This window comes from Pseudomonas sp. PAMC 25886, assembly GCF_000242655.1.
GTDB lineage: Bacteria > Pseudomonadota > Gammaproteobacteria > Pseudomonadales > Pseudomonadaceae > Aquipseudomonas.
The window spans coordinates 1-14239 of the sequence record NZ_AHHC01000034.1 but is presented as its reverse complement, the minus strand read 5'-3'; the positions used below and the strand labels follow the sequence as shown (position 1 = coordinate 14239).

Below are 14239 nucleotides of genomic sequence, written 5' to 3'. Positions count from 1 at the left end.
CCTGCGTTCGGCCTCGGGCTTATTGGGGCAGTCAGAGCCAGATCAAGATCAAAAGCAAGAGCACAGCGGCCTACAGGCCGGCTTGAGTGGTAGAAGCCACAGCAAAAGCCAAAGCGAAAACGAAATCTGAAACTGATGCAGCTCTGCTTTTCTGTGGGAGCTGGCTTGCCTGCGATGCAGACACCTCGGTTTTTCAGGTACACCCAGTTGATGCTATCGCAGGCAAGCCAGCTCCCACATTTGACCGTGCTCGCTTTTGATTTTTTTTTGCCTTTGCTTCACACCACTCAAGCCGGCCGGTAGGCCGCTGTGCTGTTGATCTGCTTTTGATCTTGATCTTAGGCGCCCCGTTAAACCACGCTGGCCGAACGCAGGTAGTACGGAGCGGGTAAACCGGCAGGACGCCGGTTTAGCCGCGACGGGGCAGGGACGCCCCGTCGCGGCGGCCCGCGGAGTAGTACCGGAGTGAGGGCACACCGAGCCTTAGCGAGGTGCCGAGTGGTGGGGCAAGAGCGTTTTGCTTACTTTTGCGCTGTTCAAAAGTGAGCCGCTGTAAGAGCGGAACCCATATCAGCCATCACCCAAATAACGGATATTCACTCAATCAATCAACCCAGCCCCAACCGCTCATGCCACTCGGCAATCGACTCCTTCGGATACTCATCAAACCGCAAATCCCCCGGCCGAACACTCACCTCAACCCAGGGCGCCTTCGACCCCAGCATCAAATGCGTATGCTCCGGCGGCACCGGCAATGGCGTATCAATCGCCGAAGCAAACGGATGAATCAACTCCGGCCACTCCGGACTGAACAACCACAACCCCGACCCACACTGCGAACAAAAATGCCGCTCGGCCGTGCTCGCATGCGCCCGGCTATCCCCCGGTCCCTTCATCCGCGCGTGATAAATCGAAATCAACTTGCGCCCCCGCACCTTCAAGCTTTTAGCGTCGCCCCCAAGGTTGATCGCATACCCGCCACCCCCCTGGGTCTTGCGACAAATCGAGCAGTAACACCGCTGATAGGGATACGGATGCGCACTCTCAAGACTGAACGTAACCGCGCCGCAATGGCAGGAACCTTCAAGCTGCATGACCTGATCTCCTTCGCAAAAGATGAACGTTAGCTTAGGCGCCCGGCAGCCGAGGCGGTTCCATCTCCGGCATCAAGGTCGCGATCAACGCACGAATGGTCCCCGGCAACGCCTCCAGCTCCCGCACCAGGATGCTGCGCTCGCGCACGGCCCAGACCTCATCCAGCCTGACCGTCACCAACTGCATGGTCCGACTGTGCCGCACCGCCGCCGACTCGGGAATGATGCCGATCCCAACGCCAGCCTCGACCATCCGGCAGATCGCCTCGAAGCTCGACATCTGGATGCGCAACGACAAATGTTTGCCCAGCCGTTCCACGTGCTCCCGCAGGAAACTCAGCAACGTGCTGCCGTCATGCAAGCCGATATGCTGATAGGTCAGGGTCTGCTCCAGCGTCACCGAAGGCAGGGCCGCCAGGGGATGCCCCACCGGCACCGTGAGCACCAGGTGGTCGGTGCTGAAATGCAACACCTGCAAGCCCGACGCCTCCACCGGGCCGGCGATGATGCCCATGTCGCTGGTGCCGTCGAGCACGCCGCGCACGATGTCACGGGACAACCGCTCCTGCAGGTCCACGGTCACGCCGGGCCGCTGGGACAGGAAGCCTGCCAGCACTTCCGGGAGAAACTCGGTCACCGCCGTGGTGTTGGCGAAGATGCGGATGTGCCCGGCCGAATCGATGCCGTATTGGGTGAACTCGCTTTTCAGGTAATCCACCTGGCGCATGATCAACCGCGCGTGGTGCAGCAGGCGTTCACCCGCCGGGGTGATTTCCACGCCACGGCTGTCGCGGTAAAGCAGGCGGGTGTCGAGTTGGCCTTCCAGGGCCTTGATCCGCGCGCTGGCGGCGGCGGGCGAGAGGAACGCGCGCTTGGCACCCTGGGTCAGGCTGGGGGATTCGGCGATATGGATAAACAGGCGTAAGTCCGCCAGATCAAAGTGCATGGAAGGCTCCGGGGCAGCGACGAAGAACCCATGTGGGAGCTGGCTTGCCTGCGATAGCGGTGGGCCAACCAAAGCAGTGTTGACTGACAGGGCGCTATCGCAGGCAAGCCCGCTCCCACATTGATCATCCGGGTTCTTGAGATCTTTTTATGGGCGATGGCGTTCAGCATAGCCGAACGCTGCTTTATTGAAATGCAAATTCTCAGAACGGCCACGGCCCAGCATGATCCGGTTCAGATTCCCTGCCCGAGGACATGTACCTGATGAGCGCCACAGACTGGATCGGCCGTAGCGAAACAGCCCACGACCACTTGAGCCACAACCTGCTCAAACGCATCGCCGCCACCTTTGGCGAAGCAGTGCCGGCGGACGGCGAGGCGGTGCCACCCCTGTGGCAATGGTGTTTTTTCCAAGACCCGCTGCCCGAGTCCGCCCTGGGCGGTGACGGCCATCCAGCCCGTGGCGGCTTCCTGCCGCCGGCCGATAACCGCAATCGCATGTGGGCCGGTGGGCGTATCGAGTTCTTCCATGCATTGCGGGCGGGTGAGTCCGCCACCCGGGTGTCGACCATCACCCAGGTGGAAGAAAAAACCGGCCGCACCGGTTCGTTGCTGTTCGTCACCGTGCGCCACGACTATTCCCAGGACGGCCGCCTGGCCCTGCGCGAAGAACAGGACATCGTCTACCGCGAACCCACGCCGCCCAAGCAGGGCAGTGGTGATGTGCTGCCCGAAGGCGCCTGGCGCGAAGCGGTCGACCCGACGCCGACCCTGTTGTTTCGCTACAGCGCCGTGACCTTCAACGGCCACCGCATCCATTACGACTACCCCTATGTCACCGGCACCGAAGGGTATTCGGGGCTGGTGGTGCACGGGCCGCTGATCGCCACCCTGAGTCTGCGCGCCTTTTGCCGCGCAAACCCCGAGGCCACGTTGCGCCGTTTTTCGTATCGCGGCGTGCGCCCATTGATTGCCCCGCAACCCTTTGACGTCGGCGGGCGCATCACCGGGCCTGGTGTGGCTGAACTCTGGGCGGGCAACGCTGACGGCTTGGCCCAGCGCGCCGAACTGCATTTCGAATAAACCTCCAAGAACAACAGGCGGAGAGCCGTTAATGAACCCGAATGACAACGAAGAACTGAATGCCATCCGCGAAGGCGTGCGCGCCCTGTGCGCCGAATTCGACGCTGCTTACTGGCGCAGGATTGACGAAGAAAAAGGCTTCCCCGAAGCCTTCGTCAAGGCCCTGACCGACGCCGGCTGGCTGTCGGCAATGATCCCGGAAGCCTACGGCGGCTCCGGCCTCGGGCTGGCGGAAGCCTCGGTGATTCTGGAAGAAGTGAACCGCTGCGGCGGCAACTCCGGCACCGTCCACGGCCAGATGTACAACATGTTCACCTTGCTGCGTCACGGCAGCGAAGCGCAGAAAAGCTTCTACCTGCCCAAGCTCGCCAACGGCGAACTGCGCCTGCAATCGATGGCCGTGACCGAGCCCACCACCGGCACCGACACCACCAAGATCAAGACCACTGCGGTCAAGCGTGGCGACAAGTACGTGATCAACGGCCAGAAGGTGTGGATCTCGCGGGTGCAGCATTCCGACCTGATGATCCTGCTGGCCCGCACCACGCCGCTGGCCGAGGTGAAGAAAAAATCCGAAGGCATGTCGATCTTCCTGGTCGACCTGCGGGAAGCCATCGGCAACGGCCTGACCGTGCAGCCCATCGCCAATATGGTCAATCACGAGACCAATGAGTTGTTCTTCGACAACCTGGAGTTACCCCTCGACAGCCTGATTGGCGAGGAGGGCAAGGGCTTCCGCTACATCCTCGACGGGCTGAATGCCGAACGCACCCTGATCGCCGCCGAGTGCATTGGTGACGGTCGCTGGTTTATCGAGAAAGCCAGCGCCTATGCCCGCGACCGCGTGGTGTTTGGCCGGCCCATCGGGCAGAACCAGGGCGTGCAGTTCCCGATTGCCGAAGCGCATATCGAGATCGAAGCCGCCGACCTGATGCGCTGGCGTGCCTGTGAGGAATATGACAGCGGCGCCAATGCCGGGGCCAGTGCGAACATGGCCAAGTACCTGGCGGCCAAGGCGTCCTGGGAGGCCGCCAACGCCTGCCTGCAAACCCACGGCGGCTTCGGGTTTGCCTGCGAATACGACGTGGAGCGCAAGTTCCGCGAGACCCGCCTGTACCAGGTCGCGCCGATCTCCACCAACCTGATCCTGTCCTACGTGGCCGAGCATTTGCTCGAACTGCCACGCAGCTTCTGAGGCGCCGACCATGAGCCATACCCAAGCGCTGTGCCGGTTCCTCGCCGAGCTGACGTACGAACAATTGCCGGACGAGGTGCTCGCCCGCACTGAAGACCTGTTCCTCGACTGGCTCGCCTCGGCGCTGGCCAGCAAGGGCGCCCATCCGATCCCGTTGTTCGAGCGTTATGCGCGCACGATGGGCCCGGCCAATGGCCCGGCGCAGGTGATCGTCAACGGCGGCAACAGCAGCGCCTATTTCGCTGCGCTGGTGAACGGCGCGTCGTCGCACCTGGTGGAGCAGGATGACCTGCACAACAGCTCGGTCTTGCACCCGGCGACGGTGGTGTTTCCGGCGGCATTCGCGGCAGCGCAAGACCTCGGCAAGTCCGGCCGCGAACTGCTGCTGGCGTCGGTGGCCGGTTACGAAGCCGGGATTCGCATCGGCGAATTCATGGGCCGTTCTCACTACCGGATCTTTCACACCACGGCCACCGTCGGCACCCTCGCGGCGGCTGTCGCGGTGGGCAAGCTGCTGGATTTCAACCAAGAGCAATTCATTAACCTGCTGGGCAGTGCCGGCACTCAGGCGGCCGGTTTGTGGGAGTTCCTGCGGGATGCCGCCGACTCCAAGCAATTGCACACCGCCAAGGCGGCGGCCGATGGTTTGCTGGCCGCCTATTTGACGGCGGACGGGCTGACCGGTGCGCGCAATATCCTGGAAGGCGACCAGGGCATGGCCGCCGGCATGTCCACCGACGCGGACCCGAGCAAACTGTCGGATCGCCTCGGCAGCCGCTGGGCGCTGCTGGAAACCTCGTTCAAGTTCCACGCCTCGTGCCGCCACACCCATCCGGCCGCCGATGCGTTGCTGGACCTGATGCAGCGTGAAGGCCTCAGCCATCACCACATCACCCACGTGGAAACCCGGGTTCACCAGGGCGCCATCGACGTGCTGGGCCGGGTAACGCTGCCGCAGACCGTGCATCAGGCCAAGTTCTCCATGGGCACCGTGCTGGGTCTGATTGCCGTGCATGGCAAGGCCGGGCTGACTGAGTTTCACGAGTTGGCGCTTAACGACGGGGCTGTGTCGGCGTTTCGCGACAAGGTCAGCATGACCCTCGACGCCGAGGTCGACGGTGCCTATCCCCAACGCTGGCTGGGCCGGGTGATCGTGACCACGGCCGATGGCCGGACCTTGCACGGCGCCATCGACGAACCCAAGGGCGACCCCGGCAACACCCTGAACCGTGCAGAACTGGCCGATAAGTTCCAGCGCCTGACCCAATTCAGCGGCGCCCGCACGCCCGCGCAAACCGCCGGGCTGATCGAAAAAGTCTGGGACCTGCGCAACGCCGTGTCCCTCGCTCACTGGCTTTAAGGAATCGTCATGACTGCTAATCAACGACCGCTGGACGGCATCACCGTCGTCAGCCTGGAACACGCGATTGCCGCGCCGTTCTGTACCCGCCAGTTGGCCGACCTTGGGGCCCGTGTGATCAAGATCGAACGCCCGGGCGCCGGTGACTTTGCCCGTGGCTACGACGAGCGCGTGCGCGGGCTGGCCTCGCATTTCGTGTGGACCAACCGCTCCAAGGAAAGCCTGACCCTGGACCTGAAGCACGATGAAGCCGGGGACATCCTGGAAACCCTGCTGGCCGACGCCGACGTGCTGGTGCAGAACCTTGCACCGGGTGCTGCGGCGCGCATGGGGCTGTCATTCGAGGCGCTGCATGAACGCTTCCCGCGGCTGATCGTGTGCGACATCTCCGGCTATGGGGAGGGCGGGCCGTATGAGAAGAAAAAGGCCTACGACCTGCTGATCCAGAGCGAAGGCGGCTTCCTCTCTGTGACCGGTGGCCCGGGCGAGGACCAGATGGCCAAGGCCGGCTGTTCGATCGCCGACATTTCTGCCGGGATGTATGCCTACAGCGGCATCCTCTCGGCGTTGCTGCTGCGGGGCAAGACCGGGCAGGGCAGCCGCATCGACGTCAGCATGCTGGAAAGCCTGGTGGAGTGGATGGGCTACCCGATGTACTACGCCTTCGACGGCGCACCCCAGCCACCGCGAGCGGGCGCGGCGCATTCGACGATCTACCCGTACGGACCATTTCCTACCGGCGACGGCGGCACGGTGATGCTCGGGTTGCAGAACGAACGCGAATGGGCGGCGTTCTGCGACAAGGTGCTGCTCATGCCTGGGTTGGCCACTGACGAGCGTTTCTCGGCCAACTTCAAGCGTTCGGAAAATCGCGACGTGCTGCGCCAGATCATCGTCGACAGCTTCGCGCAAATGAGCGCCGAAGGCGTGATCCAGCGCCTGGAAGACGCGCAAATCGCCAGCGCCCGGGTCAACGATATGCAAGGCGTGTGGGATCACCCGCAGCTCAAGGCCCGGGACAGCTGGCGCGAAGTCGACAGCCCGGCGGGCAAGTTGCCGTCGTTGCTGCCACCGGCGCGCAATGCCGCGTTTACCCCAAGGATGGACGCGGTGCCGGGGCTGGGACAGCACAGCCAGGGCGTTCTCGGCCAGTTGGGTTATTCCGCTGACGCCATCGACAGCCTGCGTGCACGCGGCGTTATCTGATAAGGAATTGAACGATGCCAACCTCTCTTGTGCGCTCTGCGCTGTTTGTACCCGGCAGCCGACCGGAACGGTTTGCCAAGGCCCTGGCCAGTGGCGCCGATGCGGTGATTGTGGATTTTGAAGACGCGGTGGAAGAGCCGCTCAAGCGTCAAGCCCGGGACAACCTCGGGGTGTTTTTGCAGGCGACGCCGGCGGCGCGGGTGTGGGTGCGGATCAACGCGCCTGAGCATCCTGAGCATTTTGCCGATGTGGCGTTCTGTCAGGCCCATGCCGGGGTCGCGGGGGTGTTGCTGCCCAAGGTTGAAAGCGCGGCCCAGGTGGCCGTGGTGGCCGCCACGGGCAAGGCGATCTGGCCGATCATCGAGAGTGCACGTGGCTTGCTGGCGGTGGCGGAAATCGCCCATGCGCCGTCGGTGGAACGCCTGTCATTCGGCGGCCTGGACCTGGCGCTGGACCTGAACCTGAGCAGCAACTCCCCGGCCGCTCAATTTGCCCTGGACCAGGCGCGCCTGGCCTTGATCGTGCATTCCCGCGCCGCCGGGCTGGTGGCGCCGCTGGACGGTGTGCACCCGGCCATCGACGACCCCGAAGGCCTGCGCCGCTCGATTCGGCATGCCTATGAAATGGGCTTTGCCGGCGCGCTGTGTATCCATCCCAAGCAGGTGGCGGTGATTCATCAGGCGTTGGCCCCCAGCGCCGAGGATCTGGCGTGGGCGAAACGGGTGGTGGAAGCCGGTGCCCATGGGGCAGGGGCCTATCAACTGGACGGGCAAATGGTCGATGCGCCGGTGTTGTTGCGGGCCCAAAGATTATTGGCCGCGCAACCGTAAACATGTGGGAGCGGGCTTGTGTGGGAGCCGGGCTTGCCCGCGATGGGATCAACTCGGTTTGTCTGAAGCACCGAGGTGCCTGCATCGCAGGCAAGCCAGCTCCCACACAAGCCAGCTCCTACAGTTGATCTCGGTTGTCAGCCAGGTCGGCGTTCGTCCACGCCGAACGCAGGTATCTAAAATTCGAAATTCTCTATACGCGTGACATCAGGCACCTTGCCCTCATCACACAACAATAAGAAGGTGATTTTCCATGCTCAAGCTTTCTCGGGCGCTGCTCTGCGCCGCCACCTTGTTTGCCGCGGGCCTGGCCCAGGCGGCCGACCCCATCGTGATCAAGTTCGCCCACGTTGTCGCTGAGAACACCCCGAAAGGCCAGGGCGCGTTGCTGTTCAAGAAGCTCGCTGAAGAACGCCTGCCTGGCCGGGTAAAAGTCGAGGTGTACCCCAACTCCTCGCTGTTCGGCGACGGCAAGGAAATGGAAGCGCTGCTGCTGGGGGACGTGCAGATGCTGGCGCCGTCCCTGGCCAAGTTTGAGCAATACACCAAGCAAGTACAGATCTACGACCTGCCGTTCCTGTTCAACGACCTGGCGGCGGTCGACCGCTTCCAGGCCGCCCAGGGCAAGGCGCTGCTGACCTCGATGCAAGACAAGAACATCCTCGGCCTGGCCTATTGGCACAACGGCCTCAAGCAACTGTCATCGAACAAGGCCCTGCATGAACCCAAGGATGCCCGTGGCCTGAAGTTCCGCGTGCAGGCTTCCAGCGTGCTCGAAGAACAGTTCAAGGCGATCCGCGCCAACCCGCGCAAGATGAGCTTTGCCGAGGTGTACCAGGGCTTGCAGACCGGCACCGTCAATGGTACCGAGAACACCTGGTCGAACTATGAAAGCCAGAAGGTCAACGAAGTGCAGAAGTACTTCACCGAGTCCAACCATGGCCTGATCGACTACATGGTGATCACCAACGCCAAGTTCTGGAACGGCCTGCCGCCGGACGTGCGCACCACCCTGGACCAGATCATGGTGGAAGTCACCGTCGAGGTGAACAAACAGGCCGAAGCGCTGAACCAGTCGGCCAAGCAGAAGATCATCGACGCCAAGACCAGCGAAATCATCGAACTGACGCCCGAGCAACGCCAGCTCTGGCGCGAAGCCATGCGCCCGGTATGGCAGAAGTTCGAAGGTGAAATCGGTGCCGACCTGATCAAGGCGGCGGACGCGTCGAACCAGTAATCGATTGCTGAAAAAAACCGACTCCTGTGGGAGCTGGCTTGCCCGCGATGGCGTCACCTCGGTGTTCCTGAAAGACCGAGTCGCGCGCATCGCAGGCAAGCCAGCTCCCACATTGATCCGGTTTCGTCAGTGACTTGTCGTGAATATCCCCGTCCAGTTTCGCGAGGTTTTGCCATGCAAACGCTAAGGCGCGTCTGGGAGCACCTGGAGGAAGGCTTTATCGCCATCCTGCTGGCCGCCATGACCCTGGTGACTTTTGTCTACGTCATGCTCAACAACATCTACACGCTGTTCTTTTCCCTCGCCGATAAATGGGCGTGGAGCAGCGGATTCTTTAACGCCCTGGGTGACCACACCATGGGCTGGGCCCAGGACATGACCTGGAGCGTGGCGCTGACCAAGGCCATGTTCGGCTGGCTGATTTTCTTCGGTATCTCCTACGGCGTACGTACCGCCGGCCACCTGGGGGTGGATGCGCTGGTCAAGCTGACGCCACGCCGGGTGCAGCGCGTGCTGGGCATGCTGGCCTGCCTGTGCTGCCTGGCCTACGCCGGGCTGTTCATGGTCGCCAGCTACAAGTGGCTGACGGCAGTGACGACCGCGCACATCGGCGCCGAAGACCTCGACAAGTTCGGCATCGATGTCAGCGACATTGTGGTGATCGTGCCGATTGGCTTTGCGCTGGTGTTCATCCGCTACCTCGAAATCTTCTACCGCATCTTCACTCACCGCCAAACCGGGCTGGGCCTGGCCGACGAAGCCGGTGAAGCCAGCAAGTTGGCCGGCAGCCATGAGGAGCGTCACTGATGGCCGTTCTGTGTCTGTTTTTGCTGCTGTTCGTGTTCATGTTCCTCGGCGTGCCCATCGCGATTTCCCTGGGTTTGTCGGGCGCGGTGTCGATCCTGATGTTCAGCCCGGACTCGGTGAGTTCGCTGGCGATCAAACTGTTTGAAACCTCGGACGCCTACACCTTCCTGGCGATTCCGTTCTTCCTGTTGTCGGGTGCATTCATGACCACCGGCGGCGTGGCGCAACGGCTGATCGACTTTGCCAACGCCTGCGTCGGGCACATCCGGGGCGGCCTGGCGATTGCCGCCGTGTTGGCCTGCATGCTGTTTGCCGCGCTGTCGGGGTCATCGCCTGCGACGGTGGCCGCGGTGGGTTCGATTGCCGTGGCGGGCATGGTGCGCTCGGGCTACCCGAAGGAATTCGGCGCCGGGATCATCTGCAACGCCGGTACCCTGGGCATCCTGATTCCGCCATCGATTGTGATGGTGGTGTATTCGGCGGCCACCGAAACATCGGTGGGCAAGCTGTTCATGGCCGGGGTGATTCCGGGCCTGCTGCTGGGCTTGATGCTGATGGTCGCGATCTACATCGTCGCGCGCATCAAGAAGCTGCCGGCTCAGCCTCGGGCGACCTTCCGCGAGTGGCTGACCTGCGCCCGCCGGGCATTCTGGGGCTTGCTGCTGTTGGTGATCATCCTGGGCGGCATCTACAGCGGCATGTTTACGCCGACTGAAGCGGCGGCGGTGGCGGCGGTGTATTCGGCGTTTGTCGCGCTGTTCGTCTACAAGGACATGAAGATCAAGGACTGCCCCAAAGTCCTGCTGGAGTCGGGGCGCCTGGCGATCATGCTGATGTTTATCATCGCCAACGCCATGCTCTTTGCCCACGTGCTGACCACTGAACAAATCCCCCAGGAAATCACTGCGTGGGTGATCTCTGAAGGCCTGACGCCGATTGGCTTCCTGATCATGGTCAACGTGGTGCTGCTGGTGGCGGGCAGCTTTATGGAGCCGTCGGCGATCGTATTGATCCTGGCACCGATCTTCTTCCCGATCGCGATGAAGCTGGGGATCGACCCGATTCACCTGGGGATCGTGATGGTGGTCAACATGGAGATTGGCCTGGTGCATCCACCGGTGGGGTTGAACCTGTTTGTGACCTCGGCAGTGACCGGGCTGACCCTGGGGCAGACCATCCGCGCGGCGTTGCCGTGGCTGATGATCCTGCTGGTGTTCCTGATCATGGTCACCTACCTGCCGTTCATCTCGCTGGCCTTGCCGCACTGGCTGGGGATGTAAGCCACACCGAAAACAAAATGGGAGCCTTGGGCTCCCATTTTTTTGCTTATTTATCCATCGCACTCAGGATCGCATGGGCCGCTTTCACCCGTTCGGCGTTCGGGTAGTTCTTGTTCGCCAGGATCACCACCCCGAGGCCTTTGCTCGGCACGTACGCCACGTAGGCGCCAAAGCCACCGGTGGCGCCAGTCTTGTTCACCAGCGTGTCGGCATGGGGCGCTTGCGGTGGTGTCAACCAGCTGACCTTGTGGGGCTGGAAGGCCATTTGCGCCGAGTTGCCTGCAGTCAGGGCGTCCAGCGTGATCGGGTAGGGGTACATCTCCCAGCCGAGGCCCTGGGTCATGCCATCAACCGTGTAATAGCCGGTGTGGGTCGCGGCAATTGCCTGTTGCAACGGCTTTTCCAGCTTCGCCGGGTGCATGTTCACTTCAACGTACTGAATCAGGTCCGAGGTGCTGGTCTTGATGCCGTAGGCCTCGGCGTCCAGGGCGCCAGGACCGACACGCACCGGTTTGCCGGCCTTGTCGTAACCCTGGGCGTACAGGTTCATTTGCGCCTTGGGCACGGTGATGAAGGTGTGCTTGAGGCCGAGTTTCGGCAGCAGGGTGTGCTCCATCAGCCGGTCAAACGGCTGGCCCAGGCTTTGGGCGGCGAGGTGGCCGAACAGGCCGATGCTCGGGTTGGAATACAGGCGTTGGGTGCCGGGGGCGAAATCCGGCTTCCAGCGCTGGTAGTAGCTGATCATCTTGCTGGCGTTATCGGACTCATCCGGGAATTGCAGCGGCAAGCCACCGGCGGTGTAGGTGCCGAGATTGAGCAGGCTGATGTGGTCAAACGTGTCGCCCCGCAGCGCCGGCAGGTACTGGCTGGCCGGGTCCGAGAGTTTCAGCTTGCCGTTGGCCAGCGCGTAGCCGGCGAGGGTGGCGGTGAAGGTCTTGCTCACCGAGCCGATTTCAAACAGGGTGTTTTCGGTGACCGGTTGTTTGCCGTCCTTGTTGGCGACGCCGTAGTTAAAGTATTGCGCCTTGCCGTCCTGGATCACCGCGACCGACAGGCCGGCAATGTCCTGCTGCTGCATCAGGGGTTCGATGGTGCTGTCCACGACCTGGCGCAGGTCTGTGGCCGCCATGCAGTTGCCCGCGCCGAGCAATAAGGCGAGTATGCTGACTCTTGCTGTTGTTGAAGATCGTTCGTGCATGATGATCCGGCTTCCATAAAGTGATGTGTTGATGATCAATACCTGCGCGGGCGCCGCAAATTTAGGCAGATTGTACGACTTCGACAAACGATGATATCTCGCAGCAGCCATTAGAAAATTTAAGGTCAAGCCATGCTCCGCTCCCATTTGCCCCTCAACGCGCTGCGGGCCTTCGAAGCCTCCGCGCGGCATTTGAGTTTTACTCGGGCGGCCATCGAGTTGTGCGTCACCCAGGCGGCGGTCAGTCACCAGGTGAAAAGCCTGGAGGCCCAGCTCAATGTCACGCTGTTCAAACGCTTGCCTCGCGGCCTGATGCTCACCAGCGAAGGCGAAACCTTGCTGCCGGTGCTGCGGGAATCCTTTGACCGGATCTCTCAAACCTTAGGCCAGTTTGAAGCCGGGCATTACCGCGAAGTGTTGACGGTGGGCGCGGTGGGCACCTTTGCCGTGGGTTGGTTGTTGCCCAGGCTTGCGGATTTCCAGGCGCGCTACCCGTTTATCGACTTGCGGCTGTCCACCAACAACAACCGCGTTGACGTGGCTGCTGAAGGCCTGGATTACGCGATCCGCTTTGGCGCGGGCGCGTGGCACGGCACCGAGGCGTGCCAGTTGCTGGAAGCGCCCCTGACGGTGCTGTGTGTGCCACAGATTGCCCGCCAATTGCAGGCCCCGGCAGACCTGTTGAAACACACATTGCTGCGTTCTTACCGTGCTGATGAATGGACCCAGTGGTTCCAGGCCGCCGGGCTGCCGGCTGACACGCTGGTGCCGCGCAGCATTGTGTTTGACTCGTCCCTGGCAATGATGGAAGCCGCGCTGCAAGGTGCCGGTGTGGCGTTGGCCCCGGCGATGATGTTCAGCCGCCAACTGGCGACGGATGTGATTCGCCAGCCGTTCGAGGTGGGCATCACCACCGGCAGCTATTGGCTGACCCGGTTGCAGTCGCGGGCCGAGACACCGGCGATGGCGGCATTCAAGGCGTGGTTGCGCGAAGTGGCTGCGAACTAGGTCCAGCGAACCGGCGCTACCCCTGTGGCGAGGGAGCTTGCTCCCGCTGGAGCGCGCAGCGCTCCCATATTTCAGGGCTGCTACGCAACCCAGCGGGAGCAAGCTCCCTCGCCACAGGTTATTCTCCCACTCGGTCTGCCGACTGATCATATGAGGCTGCAATGCAAACTTCCGGCGTGGACATCCGTCAACTCAAGGCCTTCGTGGTAGTCGCCGAGGAGCTCAGCTTTGTGCGCGCGGCTACTCGCCTGCATGTCTCGCAACCGGCGCTGTCCCAGACCATCCGCCAGTTTGAAGCGCTGCTGGATGTGCAGTTGTTCCTGCGCAATACCCGCAACGTTACGCTGACCGAAGCCGGCCAGGCATTGCTGGTAGAGGCCCGGGAAATCGTCAATGGCGTGACCCGTCTGGTGCGCACCGCCCAGGAGCATGCACGCGGGGTGCGTGGCTCGTTGAACATCGGTTTCCTGATCGGCGCCGGCGTGGACCTGATGCCCCAGATCCTCAGTGTGTTTGCCAGGCGCTACCCGGAGATCGAGCTGGTGGTGCGCGAGTATGACTTCGGCTCGCCCCATGCCGGGATCGACGAAGGCATGGACGTCTCGGTGCTGCGCCCGCCACTGGGACTGGCCGATATCGAGTTGCACACCCTGGTGACCGAACCGTGCGTGGCGTGCCTGGCGTCCAGCCACCGGTTGGCCGGGCAGAGCAGCGTGAGCATCTACGATGTACTGCAGGAGCCGATCATTGCCGCACCGGGTGCCGGCGTGTGGCGCAGTTTCTGGACCGCCGACGCTTACCGCGACGGTCAGCCGGCACGGATCGTCCATGAAGCCTCGACGGTGGAAACCGAGTTGCAGGCAGTAGCGTCCGAGCGCGGGATCAGCATCACCGCGCTGTCCACTGCACGCTTCTATGCGCGCCCTGGCCTGGCATTCCCGGTGATCAGCGATATGCCGATGTGTGAAGTGGCTGTGGCCTTGCCGCCACACCCGA

Annotated in this window: 13 protein-coding genes; 10 read left to right on the top strand and 3 right to left on the bottom strand. The window is 62.5% G+C overall.

Annotation, left to right across the window (positions count from 1 at the left end):
• Positions 1-608: 608 nt before the first annotated feature.
• Both MUM_RS0110955 and MUM_RS0110950 read right to left on the bottom strand, forming a co-directional pair.
• The gene (locus MUM_RS0110955) at positions 609-1094 is read right to left on the bottom strand and encodes a GFA family protein (protein ID WP_010169761.1); all 486 of its coding nucleotides are present in this window, start codon (positions 1092-1094) and stop codon (positions 609-611) included.
• Between the two features lie 34 nt (positions 1095-1128).
• Positions 1129-2040 (bottom strand): LysR family transcriptional regulator, encoded by a 912-nt coding sequence (locus tag MUM_RS0110950; protein WP_010169760.1) that lies wholly within the window; start codon positions 2038-2040, stop codon positions 1129-1131.
• 263 nt (positions 2041-2303) lie between these two features.
• Between MUM_RS0110950 and MUM_RS0110945 the strand changes: the two genes are divergently transcribed.
• The 8 genes from MUM_RS0110945 to dctM all read left to right on the top strand — a co-directional run bounded on the left by MUM_RS0110945 (position 2304) and on the right by dctM (position 11037).
• Positions 2304-3122 carry an FAS1-like dehydratase domain-containing protein gene (locus MUM_RS0110945; protein ID WP_010169759.1) on the top strand — a complete coding sequence of 273 codons (819 nt, stop codon included), beginning with the start codon at positions 2304-2306 and terminating at the stop codon, positions 3120-3122.
• A gap of 31 nt (positions 3123-3153) precedes the next feature.
• Complete coding sequence (locus MUM_RS0110940; protein ID WP_010169758.1) at positions 3154-4317, top strand: acyl-CoA dehydrogenase family protein; 1164 nt, start codon at positions 3154-3156, stop codon at positions 4315-4317.
• A gap of 10 nt (positions 4318-4327) precedes the next feature.
• Positions 4328-5677: an MmgE/PrpD family protein gene (locus MUM_RS0110935; protein ID WP_010169757.1), complete on the top strand. Its 1350-nt coding sequence runs from the start codon at positions 4328-4330 to the stop codon at positions 5675-5677.
• A 9-nt stretch (positions 5678-5686) separates the two neighbouring features.
• Positions 5687-6883: a CaiB/BaiF CoA transferase family protein gene (locus MUM_RS0110930; protein WP_010169756.1), complete on the top strand. Its 1197-nt coding sequence runs from the start codon at positions 5687-5689 to the stop codon at positions 6881-6883.
• 14 nt (positions 6884-6897) lie between these two features.
• Positions 6898-7713 carry an HpcH/HpaI aldolase/citrate lyase family protein gene (locus MUM_RS0110925; RefSeq protein WP_010169755.1) on the top strand — a complete coding sequence of 272 codons (816 nt, stop codon included), beginning with the start codon at positions 6898-6900 and terminating at the stop codon, positions 7711-7713.
• Positions 7714-7966: 253 nt separating this feature from the next.
• The gene (locus tag MUM_RS0110920; RefSeq protein ID WP_010169754.1) at positions 7967-8950 is read left to right on the top strand and encodes a TRAP transporter substrate-binding protein; all 984 of its coding nucleotides are present in this window, start codon (positions 7967-7969) and stop codon (positions 8948-8950) included.
• A gap of 174 nt (positions 8951-9124) precedes the next feature.
• Positions 9125-9757, top strand: coding sequence for a TRAP transporter small permease (locus MUM_RS0110915; protein WP_010169753.1), 633 nt, complete (start codon positions 9125-9127; stop codon positions 9755-9757).
• Entirely contained in the window at positions 9757-11037 is a 1281-nt protein-coding gene (dctM, locus tag MUM_RS0110910; protein ID WP_010169752.1) for a C4-dicarboxylate TRAP transporter large permease protein DctM, read from the top strand. The genes MUM_RS0110915 and dctM overlap by 1 nt, the downstream gene beginning before the upstream one ends.
• 46 nt (positions 11038-11083) lie before the next feature.
• Here dctM and ampC read toward each other — a convergent pair whose 3' ends face one another.
• Positions 11084-12235 (bottom strand): class C beta-lactamase, encoded by a 1152-nt coding sequence (gene ampC / locus MUM_RS0110905; protein WP_029615847.1) that lies wholly within the window; start codon positions 12233-12235, stop codon positions 11084-11086.
• 132 nt (positions 12236-12367) lie between these two features.
• Here ampC and MUM_RS0110900 point away from each other — a divergent pair, with 132 nt between their 5' ends.
• Both MUM_RS0110900 and MUM_RS0110895 read left to right on the top strand, forming a co-directional pair.
• Positions 12368-13243: a LysR family transcriptional regulator gene (locus MUM_RS0110900; RefSeq protein WP_010169750.1), complete on the top strand. Its 876-nt coding sequence runs from the start codon at positions 12368-12370 to the stop codon at positions 13241-13243.
• A gap of 161 nt (positions 13244-13404) precedes the next feature.
• On the top strand, positions 13405-14239 hold an 835-nt coding region (locus MUM_RS0110895), incomplete at its 3' end, for a LysR family transcriptional regulator (RefSeq protein WP_010169749.1).